The following is a 14,124-nucleotide window of genomic DNA, read 5'->3' as shown; positions in this document are numbered from 1 at the left end:
ACGGCGGCGTCAAGGGTGCTTCAGGCCAGTGCAGGATAAGTGAACAGCAAGAAGTGCGTGGCGTTGACGGCCACATGCGTGAGGATGGCCGACTCGATGCGCCGGGTGCGTGCATAGGCCACGGCGTAACCCAGGCCAGCCACGCCAGCCAGCACCGCCAATGGCCAACCACCACCCAGGTGGACCGCGCCAAACAAGCCCGCCGACACCAGCGCCGGCAACCAGCAAGCCAGCGGTGATGCCCCCAAGGCCTGGGTCAGCCGTGCCTGCAACAGCCCCCGGAAGAAGGCCTCTTCGGCCACACAGGTGAACAGCAGGTTGACCGCCAGGAAGGCCGGCGCCTGCGCGGGCCATTTGGGATCCCAGTGCACCGCATGGCTCATCACACCCAACCCCAGCACCGCGACCACAGTGAGCAGCAAGACGGGCACCGTCGCGCGCAGCATCGTGATCACCTCGCTCAGCGAACTGCAGCGCCGGCACACCCAGACCAGCAGGCCCAGGCCCGCCAAAGCCTTGTCCACACTGGCGAACAAGGCGAAAGATGGCGCACCCGCGCTCAGTTGCACCGCCTCGAACACCGGCACGCGCTGGAACCAGGGAAAGGCATGCAAGGCCAGCGCGAGCGCCATCGCCCCGAAAACCACAACGGGCCATCTCGACCTGGCCCATTCCTGCGTCAACCAACCCAGGCACATGAAGCCGGCCAGCGGCAACAAGGCTGGCCAGCTCAACACGCCACCGATCAAGCCGGCCAGCACGGCGGCCACCAGCAACAGGCACCAGGGCGGCACCCAGGCGGAAGCAGCGCCGCCTGGTGCCCGGCTCGGCCACCAGCTCGCCACAATGGCCAGCCCCAGCAGCCCCACACTCACACCTGCCATCGTCATCGATCGGCACCTTCCTGCCTTGCATTGATTGATCTGCCGCCTGTTTGCCGCACACGGCGTGTATCACCCTGTCAAACCGGGCGTCAGGCAGTCGGTGTAGCATTCCCGTTCAGGCCGCTGCCTGCGGCACAAACCGATATTTGAACCCACGCTGACCATGTCCATCGAACAACGCCTCAAAGACCTCGGCATCACCCTTCCCCCGGTGTCGGTGCCCGCTGCCGCCTATGTGCCCTTCGTGCGTACCGGTAACCTGGTCTTTCTGTCCGGCCACATCGCCAAGAAAGACGGCCAGGTCTGGGCGGGCCAGCTGGGCAAGAACATGGCCACGGCCGAAGGCAAGGCAGCCGCACGCAACGTCGCCATCGACCTGATGGGCACGCTCAGCGTGGCTGCCGGTGGCCTGGACAAGGTCGTGCGCATCGTCAAGGTCATGAGCCTGGTCAACAGCGCCCCGGACTTCACCGAGCACCACCTGGTCACCAATGGCTGCTCGGAGTTGCTGGGCGAGGTCTTCGGTGAAGCCGGCGTGCATGCCCGCAGCGCTTTCGGCGTGGCCCAGATCCCGCTGGGTGCCTGCGTCGAAATCGAGTTGATCGCCGAAGTGCGTTGAGCCCCATCATGGCCAAGTTGTCACCGCGTCTCGCACTCAGCCTGATGGGCCTGGCCAGCGGCCTGTCCGTTGCGCTGGCTTTGCTGGCCCAGCACAAATTCGGCATGGAGCCCTGCCCCTGGTGCATCCTGCAGCGCATGATCTTCATCGTGCTGACGGTGCTGTGCCTGGTCGGTGCCGCCTTGCCTGGCATGCCGCGCCGCGCGCTGTCGGCCCTGACCTTGACCTTGACGCTGGGCGGCATTGCAGCGGCCCTGTGGCAGCACTTCGTCGCGGCCAAATCGGCATCGTGCGCGCTGACCTTCGCCGACAAGGTCATCACCTTCGTTGGTGCTGACACGCGCTGGCCCGACATCTTCGAGGTGCGCGCGTCCTGCGCCGATGCCGCCGCCAGCGTGCTGGGCGTGCCCTTCGAGTTCTGGAGCCTGGCCCTGTTTGCCGTGGTGGGCATGGCCCTGCTCTACAGCATCGTCACCCCCGACCGCCGTGCTTGACCAAGACCCGCGCCTGCCCACCGCGCTACTGGATTTTCCGGGGCACGAGGGGCAGGATGGCCCACGCCAGCGCTGGCGTTTCGAGCGCCCTGTTCGCTGGCTGGTCGCCCATGATCCCGCCCAGGTGGCAGGCTTGCTGGACGCTGCCCACGCCCACGCCCAAGCCGGCCAATGGTGCGTAGGCTGGGTGGCCTACGAAGCCGCACCGGGGCTGGACCCACACCTGCCCGTCAAGGCCTTGCCGCCCGGCCAGCCTTATGCTGTGTGGGCCGTGTTCGACGAAGCTCAGGCCTGGGCAGGTGATGAGGTCGCGCCGGCCATCAGGAGCTCTTCTGCCGACGCTTCCACCGACACTGCCACCGACTGGTCTGCCGGCCCCTGGCAGGCTGATCTGGATGACGAAGCCGCCAGGCAGCGCGTCCAGCAGATCCACGAGTTGATCCGCGCGGGCGAGGTCTACCAGATCAACCTGACCACGCAACGCCACGCCGCCTACCAAGGTGCGCCGGCCTCGCTGTGGCCCTACTTCATGGCCTTGCGTCGCAGCCAGCCACAAGGCTACGGGCTGATGCTGGATGCGCGCGCCGCCTGCCGCGCACCGGGCGCGGTGCTGAGCGTGTCCCCCGAGTTGTTCTTTGACTGGGACGGCCACACGCTCACCACCCGCCCCATGAAGGGCACGGCCGCCCGTGGCCTGGACGCCCAGGCCGATGCCGCAGCCGCAGCCCACCTGCGCACCAGCACCAAGGAGCGCGCCGAAAACCTCATGATCGTGGACCTGCTGCGCAACGACCTGTCCCGGGTCGCCGAAGTCGGCAGCGTGAAGGTGCCCTCGCTGTTTGACGTGCAGGCCCTGCCCACCGTCTGGCAAATGACCTCCACCGTCACGGCGCAAAGCCGGGCGGGCCTCAAGCTCAGCGAAGTCTTTGCCGCGCTCTTTCCTTGCGGCTCGGTCACGGGCGCCCCCAAGCGCCAGGCCATGCACCACATCGCCCGGCTGGAGCGCAGCGCCAGGGGCGTGTATTGCGGCGCAGTGGGCCTGATGGCACCTGGTGGCCGGGTCACCTTCAACGTGCCCATCCGCACCGTCTGCGTCCATACCCCGCCACCGCCCGCCCCCTGGTCCGTCCACTGCGGCATTGGCAGCGGCATCACGCTGGACGCCACCCCTGAGGGCGAGATCGCCGAATGGCACGCCAAGCAGGCCTTCCTCAACCGGGCCGACCGCCCCTTCCAGCTGCTGGAGTCGCTGCGGCTGGAGCAAGGCTGGATCCCCCGCCTGGAGCTGCACCTGCAGCGCCTTGCGCGAAGCGCCCGGCACTTTGGCTGGGCCTGGGACGAGGCGCACGAACAACGCATCAAGGAGGCCCTGAGTGCCCTGTACCACGCCCACCCGGCCGAGGTGCACAAGGTGCGGCTGCTGCTGTCCGTCGACGGCCACATTGATGCACAGGCCAGCCTGTTGAGCGGCCCGGGGGCTGCCCCTCAGGCCACGCCGGCCACCCAGATGCCTGCCGATCAGCCAACCTTGACGGTGCGCCTGGCCGACCACGCCATGCCCCCCGCCGACGACTTCATCCGGCACAAGACCACCCGCCGGCAGGCCTATGCGCCCTTCGCCCCGCAGAACGGCGCGTTTGACACCTTGCTGTTCAACCTGGCGGGCGAGCTCACCGAGTTCACCATCGGCAACCTGGCCCTGCAACTGGACGGCCACTGGTACACCCCCCCGCTGGCTTCAGGGCTGCTACCCGGTGTGATGCGCGCCAGCGTCCTGGCCGACGGCTTGCTGGCCGAACGCATCCTGACGCTGGGCGATCTGGACCGGGCCCAAGGCATGGCCTTGCTCAACAGCGTGCGTGGCTGGCTGCCCGTCAGGCTGGACAAAGCCGCCTCGTCGACACGGTGACGGGCCTGCTGCCACAATGGCCGCCGACCTCCCTCAACAGGCTTCCACCAACACAAGCGAACCCCACCATGCGACTGCTGCACACCATGCTGCGCGTTGGCAACCTCCAGCGCTCGATCGACTTCTACACCCAGGTGATGGGCATGACCCTGCTGCGCACCACCGACCGCCCTGAGCAGCAGTACACGCTGGCCTTCCTGGGCTACGGGCGCAACCCTGAACATGCCGAGCTGGAGCTGACCTACAACTACGGCGTCGAGCAGTACGAGCTGGGCACGGCTTACGGCCACATCGCCATCGGTGTGGACAACGCAGCCGCCGTGTGTGACGCGGCCCGCGCCAAAGTCGCCACGCTGGGGGGCGCGGTCTCGCGCGAGGCAGGCCCCATCAAGGGCGGCAACACCGTCATCGCCTTCCTGACAGACCCTGATGGCTACAAGGTCGAGCTCATCGAGCGGCCAGAAGCGGCCAGCGAGCTCAAGCGATAAGCCAAAAGGGAAAAAAGGCAAAAAGAGCCCGAAGGCCCTTTGCATGGTTGACAGCGCGGGCCAGATCAGGGCCGGCGCGCCGCGATCTGCGGCGTGTCCACCAGGACATCACCGCACTGCGCGCGATGGCGCAGCGCATGGTCGATCAGCACCAGGGCCAGCATCGCCTCGGCAATCGGCGTGGCGCGGATGCCCACGCACGGGTCGTGACGGCCAAAGGTTTCCACCGTCGCCGGCTGACCATGGAGGTCGATGGACTGGCGCGGCGAGCGGATCGAGCTGGTCGGCTTGATGGCAATGGCCACGCGCAGATCCTGCCCGGTCGAGATGCCACCCAGCACACCACCGGCGTGGTTGGAGGCAAAACCATCCGGGTACAGCTCGTCGCCGTGCACCGTGCCGCGCTGGCTCACGCTCTCGAAGCCCGCACCGATCTCCACGCCCTTGACCGCGTTGATGCCCATCATCGCGTAGGCAATGTCGGCATCCAGCTTGTCGAACAGCGGGTCACCCAGGCCCACGGGCATGCCCGACGCCTCGACGATCAACTTGGCGCCGCAGGAGTCACCCTCCTTGCGCAACTCGTCCATATAGGCTTCCAGCGCCTCGATCTGGCTGACATTGGGCGCAAAGAAAGGGTTGTTGGGCACATGTTCCCAACCCTCGAAGGCAATCGGCATGGTGCCCAGCTGGGTCATGCAGGCGCGGATCTCGGTCCCGAACTGCTCGCGCAGCCACTTCTTGGCCACGGCGCCCGCCGCCACCATCGGGGCGGTCATGCGCGCAGAGGATCGGCCACCACCACGCGGGTCGCGGATGCCGTATTTGTGCCAGTAGGTGTAGTCGGCGTGCCCGGGGCGGAAGGTCTGCAGGATGTTGCCGTAGTCCTTGCTGCGCTGGTCCGTGTTGCGGATCAGCAGGGCAATGGGCGCCCCCGTGGTCTTGCCTTCGTAGACGCCGCTGAGGATCTCGACGACATCGGGCTCGTTGCGCTGCGTGACGTGGCGGGAGGTGCCGGGACGGCGGCGGTCCAGATCAGTCTGCAAATCGGCCTCGGACAAGGCCATGCCCGGAGGGCAGCCGTCGATCACGCAACCGATGGCCGGGCCATGCGATTCGCCGAAGTTCGTCACCGTGAACAAAAGACCAAGGGTGCTGCCAGCCATAGCGCCAATTTCTGAGAAGTCGAAAGCGGAAGACCGCTATTGTCCCCCATCAGCCCGCGCCTGGCACCCGGAATGCAAAACGCCCGGCAGAACCGGGCGTCGTCAAGCGCATCAAGGGGCGCAGGCCTCAGAGCAAGGCCGGACGCTCGCGCTCGGCCTCTTCCTCAACCGGCCAGTCGCGGATATAGGCCTTGAGCATGCGGTTTTCGAAGTCCTGCCCGTCCACCACGGCCTTGGCCACGTCGTAAAAAGAGATCACACCCATCAGGGTCTTTTGGGTCATGACCGGCATGTAGCGCGCGTGGCGATTGAGCATCATGCGGCGCACTTCATCGATTTCGGTCTCGGGGGTGCAGGTCAGGGGGTGATCGTCCATCACCGAGCGCACGGCCAGGTTCCCCACGGAGCCGCCATTGCGCACCACACCTTGAATCACTTCGCGGAAGGTGAGCATGCCCACCAGATCGCCATGCTCCATCACCACGAGCGAGCCGATGTCATGTTCGGCCATCGTCGTCGTGGCCTCGGCCAACGGCTGATCGGGCTGAACGGTGAACAGGGTGCTGCCTTTGACTCGCAGGATATCGCTGACTTTCATGGTCTGTCTCCTCGATCGGTTGCACAAAAATTATGGGGATAGATGTTGTCCAATATAGCCGCATCGGCACGCGCTCGCCAAGAGGCAAATGGGGCCTCGGGGCCAGAAAACCGGCTGGCGGGCAGCCAAGCTTGGCCCCGCCAGCCGCATTCGTGCTGTCGCCGCCCCGGGTTCCCCCTGATCGGGCAGCCCATTCAGGACAAGGCCTCTGCCAGGGTCATGCGCTCCATGCCTGCCCGGCTCCAGAAGCCTTCCGTGAAGCCATCGGGCCTCAGCAGAACCTCGCCCACCAGCGGCGCCACCAGGGTGACCTGCGGATCGCACAACAGCACGAAGCGCCCACCCGTGTCCACCTGGGGCTCGTCCAGCAAGCCGATCCAGTCCAGGCCTTGCAGCAACTCCAGCAAGGGTTCGATCTGCAAGGGGTCGGTGCGCAAGCGCTGCGCCAGTTGCTCGCCCGTCAGGCCATGCACCGGGCCGTGCTGCTCGGCCAGCAAGGCACGCAACAGGGCCAGGGACAGGGCAAAGCGGTGGCCAGGGGTGTCAGGCCAGCGCTTGACCTGCGACAACAGGCTGGGCGTGTAAGCCGTGACCACCGCGCCCAGCAGGATGATCAGCCAACTCAGGTAGATCCAGATCAGGAACAGCGGCACGGCCGCGAACGCACCATAGATGGTCGAATAAACCGGCACCTTGGACAGGTAGATCGCCAGCCCTTTTTGCCCCAGCTCCAAGCCGGTCGACGCAAACAGCGCACCACCCCAGGCATGCTCCCAGCGCACGAAGGTGTTGGGCACGAACTTGTAAAGCGAGGCGAACCCCGCCGTCTGCAGCATGAACACGATCATGCTCAGCAAAAAGCCCACGCCCCCCGGCAGCTCATCTACCAGCCCCCCCGAGGCCGACAGCAGGTAAGACGTCAGCGACAGGCTCGCCCCCACCAGCAAGGGCCCCAGGGTCAGGGCCGCCCAGTACACCAGCACGCGCTGCGCGATCGGCCGCACGGTGCGCACGCGCCAGATGCTGTTGAGGGTGTGGTCGATCGTCAGCATCAGGGCCATGGCCGTCACGCCTAGCGCCACCAGGCCCAGGCCGCCCATCTGGCTGGCCTTGGTCGCGAACTTGGTCAAGGACAGCAACACCGGCTTGGCGATGGCGTCCGGCACCATGCCGCTCAATACCTGCTGCTCCAGCACCTTGCGAAAACGCGCAAACACCGGGAAGGCACTGAACAAGGCCAGCATCACGGTGAACAGGGGCACCAGCGCGATCGTCGTCGTGAAAGTCAGGCTGCCGGCCGTCACCCCCAGGTGATCCTCACGAAAACGCTGGCGCAAGGTCTGATAAGTCTGAGCCCAGGGCCACTGCTGAAGCGTGCTCACCAGCAGCGTCCATCGCTCACGGGCATTTGCCCAAAAGGTCCAATTCGACGTCATGCTGGCTATGATGCCAGCCATGCGCGACGGCACAGCCCGTGTCGGCCCGCGTTGTGAAATTTTCGAGATGACCACGCCTACTTCCGCCCCCACCTCCACTGAAGACGACGGCAGCACCGAAGCCATCGTCGGCCAGCACCCCACTGAGCGCCTGATGCGCATCGACCGCATGCGCCTGCTCAATGTGGCCCTGCTCCTGGCCTTGATCAGCCTGGGCTTGAGCTGGGAGTTGTGGCTGGCCCCACTCAAAGGCGGCACCGGTGCCCTCGCGCTCAAGGTGCTGCCCCTGACACTGGCCATTGCCGGCATGCTCAAACACAAGCTCTACACCTACCGCTGGGTGTCCCTGCTGATCTGGCTGTACTTCACCGAAGGCGTGATGCGCGCCACCAGCGACACCGGCCTGTCGCAGATCCTGGCCGGCATCGAAGTGACCTTGAGCGCCGCGCTGTTCACGGCTTGCGCCGTCTATATTCGATTGCGCCTGCGTGTGCTGCCCCCGAAAGACAAGGCTGGCAAAGGCGCGGCCAAGGCCGATCAAACCGCATGAGCGCCCTGCTGGACGCCCTGCGCGCCGTGGTCGGCCAGGCCCATGTCCTGGTCCCACGAGACGCGGGCGATCCCGAGTTCAGCCGCCATCAAACCGATTGGCGTGGCCGCTACCACGGCTGGGCGCAGGCCATCGTGCGGCCGGCCAACACGGATGAAGTCGCCAAGGTGGTCAGGCTGTGCGCCCAGCACCGGGTGGGCATCGTGCCGCAAGGTGGCCACACCGGCCTGGTCGGTGGTGGCGTGCCGGATGCCAGCGGCCAGCAGGTCGTCCTGAGCCTGCAGCGCATGAAGCGCGTGCTGTCGGTGGACGTGGCCAACCTGTCCATGACCGTCGAGGCCGGCTGCCTGCTGGCCGACGTGCAACAAGCGGCCGACGAGGCGGGCTTGCTCTTCCCGCTCAGCCTGGCGTCTGAAGGCAGTTGCACCATCGGCGGCAACCTGGCCACAAACGCCGGCGGCACCCACGTGCTGCGCTATGGCACGGCACGCGAGCTCTGCCTGGGCCTGGAAGCCGTGACCGCCCAGGGCGAGGTCTGGAATGGTTTGAAGAGCCTGCGCAAGGACAACACCGGCTACGACCTGCGGGACCTGCTCATTGGCAGTGAAGGCACGCTGGGCATCATCACCCGCGCCAGCCTGCGCCTGTACCCCAAGCCCGCCTCCAGGCTGGCTGCGCTGGTGGCCTGCGAGACCATCGACCAGGCCCTGGCCCTGCTGACCCTGGCGCGCCGCATGCTGGACGCCTCGCTCTGCGGTTTCGAGGCCATGCAGGCCTACCCGCTTGCCCTCACCTTGCGCCACAAGCCCGAGCAGGCCAAGGCAGCCCGCGCGCTGATGCACCACGATGCCAGGGGCGAACCCATGGCACCTGCGTGGACCGTGCTCGTTGATGCCAGCAGCCCGCACAGCCAGGCAGACCTGCAAGCCCAACTGGAAGACACGCTGTCACGCGCCCTGCAGGAAGGCCTGATCCAGCAAGCCAGCGTCGCCCAATCCGAGGCGCAGTACCGTGAGATGTGGGCCTTGCGAGAAACCATCCCATTGGCCGAGAAGGTCGAGGGCTTGATGGTCAAGCACGACATCGGCGTGCCCACCTCCTGCATTCCCGCCTTCCTTGCACGGGCCGAGCAAGCCTTGCCGCAGGCCTTTCCAGGCTGCCGCATCGTGTGCTTCGGCCACCTCGGCGACGGCAACCTGCACTTCAATGTGCAAAGCCCCGCAGGCATCAGTGACCAGGCCTTTCTGGCTCAGCACGAACACGCGGTCAATGCCATCGTGTACGACATCGCCGTGGACCTGGGCGGCACGATCTCGGCCGAACACGGCATCGGGCAACTCAAGCGGGATGAACTGGCGGCCAGACAAGGCCCGGTCAGCACGGCCCTGATGCGCGCCATCAAGCAGGCGCTGGATCCGCAGGGCTTGCTCAATCCTGGCAGGCTGCTGCCTTGAACGCACGCAAGCCCAGGCTTACTGCAGGGGCCCCTTGAAGCCATCGGGGATCGGCATGCTCAGGATGTCAATGCCCTCTTCCCGCAGCTCCTGCTTTTCCGCTTCCGTTGCCTGACCGCGGATGGCCCGCTCAGGCGCATCACCGTGGTGGATGCTGCGGGCCTCGTCGGCAAAACGCTCACCCACGTCCTCGGTGTGCTCGACCACATGGCGCACGGCCTTGAGGTACAGCGCCTGCAAGGCGGCCAGGGTCTCCTGGGCCTCGGCAGGCAGGCTGTCGTGCGCGGGGCGCTCGCTGGCCATGGCCGGCGATGCAGGCACCTGTGCAGCGCCTGAGCTGGCCGACTTGGCCTTGGCAACAGAGGGCAAGCGCTCCTTGAGCCCGGACGTATTGAGGTGCGGCGCAGACGGGCGACGCGTGACCTCATGGTCACCACACACCGGGCAACTCACCAAGCCACGCGCTTTCTGGGCCGAGAGCTCATCCGCCGAGGCGAACCAGCCCTCGAAGTGATGCCCATGTGAACAATGCAGATCAACCACCAGCATGATCGATAACCTAGGGGCGCTCAGCCCACCGAAACCCATGCCAGCGGCCACAGCCCTGCACGGTATTTGGCCAGCCACATCATGCCCACAATGGTCTTCACATCGGTCAGCTTGCCATCGCGCACCCAGTCTTCGAGGTCGTCCAAGCTGGCCGTGAACACGTCCAGGAACTCGCCTTCATCCAGATGGCGCTCGCCCAGCGTCAACTCATCGGCAAACCAGATCTCGATGATCTCGGTGGCGTAGCCGATGACAGGGTGCATGATGCCGGCTTTGGCCCAACGCCTGGCCTTGTAGCCGGTCTCTTCCCACAACTCGCGTTGTGCACAAGCCAGGCCACCTTCACCGGCATCGAGCTTGCCCGCGGGGAACTCGATCATGGTCTGGCGCACGGGGTAACGGTATTGCCGCTCCATCACCAGCTTGCCATCGGGCAGCATGGCCACAATCATCACGGCGCCGGGGTGCACCACGTACTCGCGTGGGGCCTCACGGCCATCGGGCAAACGAACCCGGTCACGGCGCAACTCGATGAAATGGCCTTTGTAGACCTGGCTCGACTCAATGGTCTCTTCGCGCAGGTGCGCATCCTGCACGGGGGATGACGTCAGCGGCGTATCAGGATCGGACATCTTGGCGTCAGCCTCGCAAAGCAGTTCAGTGCTTGCGCAGATAGCGCCAGACAAAACCCGGGAAAGCCAGCGTCAGGAACACGCACAGCCACACCGCGATGAATTCCCATCGCATCGGGCTGGCCTGGCCCAGCTTGCTTTCCAGCACGCGCCCCAGCACCGCGATCAGCGCGGCATACACCAGCAACTCCAGCAGGCGCCAGCCCACGGGCTTGCTCTCACTGCGCGGCCCCAGCACGAACAGGCGCTCGTTCACAAAAGGCAAATTGGCCGCGATCAACGCGGCCACGAGCACAACACTGACAGCCCAGACGGGCACGAGGCCCGTCATGCGCTGACACTTTCAGATCGTTGTGCCATCTGTGCTCAACCAGCCAATGACTGGGTGATGGCCTTGGCGCACAGCGTCATCAGGCCGCTGGGCAGGATACCCAAGGCCAGCACGGCCAGTGCGTTGACCGACAGCAGCACGCGGGCGCTGCCACCGGCAACAGGCGATGCGTCAGTCGGTTCGTCAAAGTACATGACCTTGACGATGCGCAGGTAGTAGAACGCGCCAACCAGCGACAGCAGCACCGCCACGATCGAGATCTGCAGCAGCAAAGGCGAGTTGGTGGTGATCAGCGCCTGCAGCACGGCCAGCTTGGCATAGAAGCCAACGGTGGGCGGGATGCCAGCCAGCGAGAACATGAACACGGCCATGATGCCGGCCAGCATCGGGCTGCGCTTGTTCAACCCGGCCAGATCAGAGATCTGCTCGGACTCGAAGCCCGGGCGCGACAGCACCATGATCAAGCCGAAGGTACCCAGTGTGGTCAGCACATAGGTCAGCACATAGAACAGCGACGAACCGAAGCCATTGCCAGCCGACACGGTGTTGCCTGCCACGATGGTGGGCACGAAGCCCAGCAGCATGAAGCCCAGCTGCGCGATACCGGAGTAAGCCAGCATGCGCTTGAGGTTGGTCTGGGCGATGGCGGCCAGGTTACCCACGGTCATGGACAGCACGGCCAGGATCATCAGCATCTGCTGCCAGTCGGTGGCGGTGTTGATCAGGCCCTCCACCAGCAGGCGGATGGTGATGGCGAACGCGGCCAGCTTGGGCGCACCGGCCACCAGCAGCGTGGCCGCTGTCGGCGCGCCTTGGTAGACGTCAGGCACCCACATGTGGAAAGGCACCACACCCAGCTTGAACGCCAGGCCTGCCACGATGAACACCAGGCCGAAAGCCAGCACCTGCTTGTTGATCTGGCCGGTCAGCGTGGCCTTGTAGACCTCGCCCAGGTCAAGCGAGCCCGTGGCACCGTACATCATCGACAGGCCATACAGCAGGAAGCCCGAAGCCAGCGCGCCCAGCACGAAGTACTTCATGGCCGCTTCCGTGGCTTGCGCGTTGTCACGACGCAGGGCCACCAGGGCATACAGCGACAGTGACATCAACTCCAGGCCCAGGTAGATGCTCAGGAAGTTGTTGCCGATGATCATGATCGAGATGCCCAGCAACGCGAACATGCTCAGTGTGAACAGTTCGCCCTTGAGCATCTCGCGCTCACCGGCGTACACCTGGGCATACACCAGCGAGCCCATCACCGCCAGCGTCGCGCACAGCGACAGCAGGTGGCCCATGGCGTCGGTCACGACCATCTTCTGCATGGCATACACCGAGGCGCCGTTGTCCAGCGCGGCCAGGTGCAGGCCGGCCACAGCGGCCAGCGAGGCCAGGGTCAGCAGATAGGTGGTGGTTCGTTTCGGGCAGGTCACAAACAGATCGACCAGGGAGACCAGGCAGGCCATTCCCAGCAGCACGATCTCGGGCGTCACTGCGCACCAGTTCAAATCAGTCATGTCGATCGGCCCTTATTTCAACTTGCTCACGGACACGTGCTGGATCAGCTCGGTCACGGACACATGCATGGCATCGGTGAACGGCTTGGGCTGGATACCCATCCACAGCACCGCGGCAGCCAGGATGGCCAGCATCAGGAATTCGCGGGCGTTGATGTCGCTCAGACCACGCACGTCGTCGTTGGTCACGTCACCGAAGTACACGCGCTTGTACATCCACAGGGTATACGCGGCGCCGAAGATCAGCGCGGTGGCAGCCAGGGCACCGATCAGGAAGTCGTACTTCACGGCGCCAGGATCACCATCCACTCACCCACAAAACCAGCGGTACCCGGCAGGCCGCAGTTGGCCATCGAGAACAGCAGCGCGAACGCGGCAAACTTGGGCATGGTGTTGACCACACCGCCGTAGCTGGAGATTTCACGCGAGTGAACACGGTCGTACAGCACACCGATGCTCAGGAACATCGCACCCGACACGAAGCCGTGGGCAATCATCTGCACGATGCCACCGGCGATACCCAACTCATTGAAAATGAAGAAGCCCAGGGTCACGAAACCCATGTGCGCGATGGACGAATACGCCACCAGCTTCTTCATGTCCTGCTGAACCATTGCCACCAGACCGATGTAGATCACACCGATCAGCGACAAGGTGATCACCACGGGGGCGAACTCATGCGAGGCGTCCGGCACGATGGGCAGCATGAAACGCAGGAAGCCATAGCAACCCAGCTTCAGCATGATCGCAGCCAGCACGACGGAACCACCGGTCGGTGCTTCCACGTGGGCGTCTGGCAACCAGGTATGCACCGGCCACATCGGGACCTTGACCGCGAAAGCGGCGAAGAAGGCGCCGAACAGCATGGCCTGAGGCGTGGCCGGCAGCGGCAGCTTCTGCCAGGTCAGGATGTCGAACGAACCACCCGACTTGTAGTACAGGTAGACCAGTGCCACCAGCATCAGCAGAGAGCCCAGCAGCGTGTACAGGAAGAACTTGAACGCGGCATACACACGGCGCGGACCACCCCACACGCCGATGATGATGTACATCGGGATCAGGGTTGCCTCGAAGAACACGTAGAACAGCATGCCGTCCAGCGCCGAAAACACCCCCACCATCAGACCCGACAGGATCAGGAAGGCACCGTAGTACTGGTGCGGGCGGTCTTCGATCACTTCCCAGCCGGCCAGCACCACGATGATGGTGATGAAGGCCGTGAGCGGCACGAACCACATCGAGATGCCGTCAACACCCAGGTGGTAGAAGATGTTGAAACGCTCGATCCAGGAGGCGTGTTCGACGAACTGCATGGCGGCGGTGCCACCATCGAACTTCGTCATCACGGGGATGGTGACCAGGAACCCGATCACCGCACCGATCAGCGCAATCCAGCGTGTCACGCCGGCGTTTTCCTGGCGGCCCACGGCCAGCAGCAGGATCCCGAATGCCACCGGAATCCAGATGGCCAGAGAAAGGAGGTTAGACATAGTTTGCATG

The 14,124-nt window shown here is 65.0% G+C and carries 14 protein-coding genes and 1 pseudogene; 6 read left to right on the top strand and 9 right to left on the bottom strand.

Annotated elements, in window-relative coordinates; genetic code table 11:
- Positions 1-20: 20 nt before the first annotated feature.
- A complete protein-coding gene (locus HY019_RS16525; protein WP_290694319.1) occupies positions 21-890 on the bottom strand; it encodes a CPBP family intramembrane glutamic endopeptidase in 870 nt (289 codons plus the stop codon).
- Between the two features lie 157 nt (positions 891-1,047).
- Here HY019_RS16525 and HY019_RS16520 point away from each other — a divergent pair, with 157 nt between their 5' ends.
- From HY019_RS16520 to gloA, 4 genes are all read left to right on the top strand, one after another.
- Complete coding sequence (locus HY019_RS16520) at positions 1,048-1,503, top strand: RidA family protein (protein ID WP_290694317.1); 456 nt, start codon at positions 1,048-1,050, stop codon at positions 1,501-1,503.
- A gap of 8 nt (positions 1,504-1,511) precedes the next feature.
- Positions 1,512-1,997 (top strand): disulfide bond formation protein B, encoded by a 486-nt coding sequence (locus HY019_RS16515; RefSeq protein ID WP_290694315.1) that lies wholly within the window; start codon positions 1,512-1,514, stop codon positions 1,995-1,997.
- Positions 1,990-3,906: a chorismate-binding protein gene (locus tag HY019_RS16510; protein ID WP_290694313.1), complete on the top strand. Its 1,917-nt coding sequence runs from the start codon at positions 1,990-1,992 to the stop codon at positions 3,904-3,906. Before HY019_RS16515 ends, HY019_RS16510 begins: the two co-directional genes overlap by 8 nt.
- A 68-nt stretch (positions 3,907-3,974) precedes the next feature.
- The gene (gloA, locus tag HY019_RS16505) at positions 3,975-4,394 is read left to right on the top strand and encodes a lactoylglutathione lyase (RefSeq protein ID WP_290694311.1); all 420 of its coding nucleotides are present in this window, start codon (positions 3,975-3,977) and stop codon (positions 4,392-4,394) included.
- 65 nt (positions 4,395-4,459) lie between these two features.
- On the opposite strand, the gene aroC is transcribed toward gloA, so the two are convergent.
- The 3 genes from aroC to HY019_RS16490 all read right to left on the bottom strand — a co-directional run bounded on the left by aroC (position 4,460) and on the right by HY019_RS16490 (position 7,540).
- Positions 4,460-5,560: a chorismate synthase gene (gene aroC / locus HY019_RS16500; protein WP_290694309.1), complete on the bottom strand. Its 1,101-nt coding sequence runs from the start codon at positions 5,558-5,560 to the stop codon at positions 4,460-4,462.
- 127 nt (positions 5,561-5,687) lie between these two features.
- Positions 5,688-6,158 carry a CBS domain-containing protein gene (locus HY019_RS16495; protein ID WP_290694307.1) on the bottom strand — a complete coding sequence of 157 codons (471 nt, stop codon included), beginning with the start codon at positions 6,156-6,158 and terminating at the stop codon, positions 5,688-5,690.
- A 194-nt stretch (positions 6,159-6,352) separates the two neighbouring features.
- On the bottom strand, positions 6,353-7,540 hold the full coding sequence (locus HY019_RS16490) for a YihY family inner membrane protein (RefSeq protein WP_363302779.1): 1,188 nt from the start codon (positions 7,538-7,540) through the stop codon (positions 6,353-6,355).
- 208 nt (positions 7,541-7,748) lie between these two features.
- On the opposite strand from HY019_RS16490, the gene HY019_RS16485 reads away from it, so the two are divergent.
- On the top strand, positions 7,749-8,144 hold the full coding sequence (locus HY019_RS16485; protein ID WP_290694384.1) for a DUF2069 domain-containing protein: 396 nt from the start codon (positions 7,749-7,751) through the stop codon (positions 8,142-8,144).
- Entirely contained in the window at positions 8,141-9,598 is a 1,458-nt protein-coding gene (locus HY019_RS16480) for an FAD-binding oxidoreductase (protein ID WP_290694303.1), read from the top strand. Before HY019_RS16485 ends, HY019_RS16480 begins: the two co-directional genes overlap by 4 nt.
- Before the next feature lie 18 nt (positions 9,599-9,616).
- On the opposite strand, the gene HY019_RS16475 is transcribed toward HY019_RS16480, so the two are convergent.
- The 5 genes and pseudogenes from HY019_RS16475 to HY019_RS16455 all read right to left on the bottom strand — a co-directional run bounded on the left by HY019_RS16475 (position 9,617) and on the right by HY019_RS16455 (position 14,114).
- Positions 9,617-10,147, bottom strand: a complete 531-nt coding sequence (locus HY019_RS16475; RefSeq protein WP_290694301.1) for a DUF1178 family protein — start codon at positions 10,145-10,147, stop codon at positions 9,617-9,619.
- A 20-nt stretch (positions 10,148-10,167) separates the two neighbouring features.
- Positions 10,168-10,779, bottom strand: a complete 612-nt coding sequence (locus HY019_RS16470) for an NUDIX hydrolase (RefSeq protein ID WP_290694299.1) — start codon at positions 10,777-10,779, stop codon at positions 10,168-10,170.
- A 25-nt stretch (positions 10,780-10,804) separates the two neighbouring features.
- The gene (locus HY019_RS16465; RefSeq protein WP_290694297.1) at positions 10,805-11,110 is read right to left on the bottom strand and encodes a DUF2818 family protein; all 306 of its coding nucleotides are present in this window, start codon (positions 11,108-11,110) and stop codon (positions 10,805-10,807) included.
- 35 nt (positions 11,111-11,145) lie between these two features.
- A complete protein-coding gene (gene nuoN / locus HY019_RS16460; protein WP_290694295.1) occupies positions 11,146-12,624 on the bottom strand; it encodes an NADH-quinone oxidoreductase subunit NuoN in 1,479 nt (492 codons plus the stop codon).
- A 12-nt stretch (positions 12,625-12,636) separates the two neighbouring features.
- Positions 12,637-14,114 (bottom strand): annotated as a pseudogene (locus HY019_RS16455) (NADH-quinone oxidoreductase subunit M).
- Positions 14,115-14,124: the final 10 nt, after the last annotated feature.

The sequence above is a fragment of the Aquabacterium sp. genome (assembly GCF_016195855.1).
Classification (GTDB): Bacteria; Pseudomonadota; Gammaproteobacteria; order Burkholderiales; family Burkholderiaceae_C; genus Aquabacterium.
The sequence above is the reverse complement of the archived record's forward strand: the minus strand, read 5'-3'. Positions and strand labels throughout refer to the sequence as shown.

What these genes read in the sequence shown, in the direction of transcription:
- gloA (WP_290694311.1), top strand. Translation starts at nt 3,975, where the DNA reads ATGCGACTGCTGCACACCATGCTGCGCGTTGGCAACCTCCAGCGCTCG.
- HY019_RS16470 (WP_290694299.1), bottom strand. Translation starts at nt 10,779, where the DNA reads ATGTCCGATCCTGATACGCCGCTGACGTCATCCCCCGTGCAGGATGCG.
- HY019_RS16475 (WP_290694301.1), bottom strand. Translation starts at nt 10,147, where the DNA reads ATGCTGGTGGTTGATCTGCATTGTTCACATGGGCATCACTTCGAGGGC.
- HY019_RS16495 (WP_290694307.1), bottom strand. Translation starts at nt 6,158, where the DNA reads ATGAAAGTCAGCGATATCCTGCGAGTCAAAGGCAGCACCCTGTTCACC.
- nuoN (WP_290694295.1), bottom strand. Translation starts at nt 12,624, where the DNA reads ATGACTGATTTGAACTGGTGCGCAGTGACGCCCGAGATCGTGCTGCTG.
- HY019_RS16480 (WP_290694303.1), top strand. Translation starts at nt 8,141, where the DNA reads ATGAGCGCCCTGCTGGACGCCCTGCGCGCCGTGGTCGGCCAGGCCCAT.
- HY019_RS16525 (WP_290694319.1), bottom strand. Translation starts at nt 890, where the DNA reads ATGACGATGGCAGGTGTGAGTGTGGGGCTGCTGGGGCTGGCCATTGTG.
- HY019_RS16520 (WP_290694317.1), top strand. Translation starts at nt 1,048, where the DNA reads ATGTCCATCGAACAACGCCTCAAAGACCTCGGCATCACCCTTCCCCCG.
- HY019_RS16465 (WP_290694297.1), bottom strand. Translation starts at nt 11,110, where the DNA reads ATGACGGGCCTCGTGCCCGTCTGGGCTGTCAGTGTTGTGCTCGTGGCC.
- aroC (WP_290694309.1), bottom strand. Translation starts at nt 5,560, where the DNA reads ATGGCTGGCAGCACCCTTGGTCTTTTGTTCACGGTGACGAACTTCGGC.
- HY019_RS16485 (WP_290694384.1), top strand. Translation starts at nt 7,749, where the DNA reads ATGCGCATCGACCGCATGCGCCTGCTCAATGTGGCCCTGCTCCTGGCC.
- HY019_RS16515 (WP_290694315.1), top strand. Translation starts at nt 1,512, where the DNA reads ATGGCCAAGTTGTCACCGCGTCTCGCACTCAGCCTGATGGGCCTGGCC.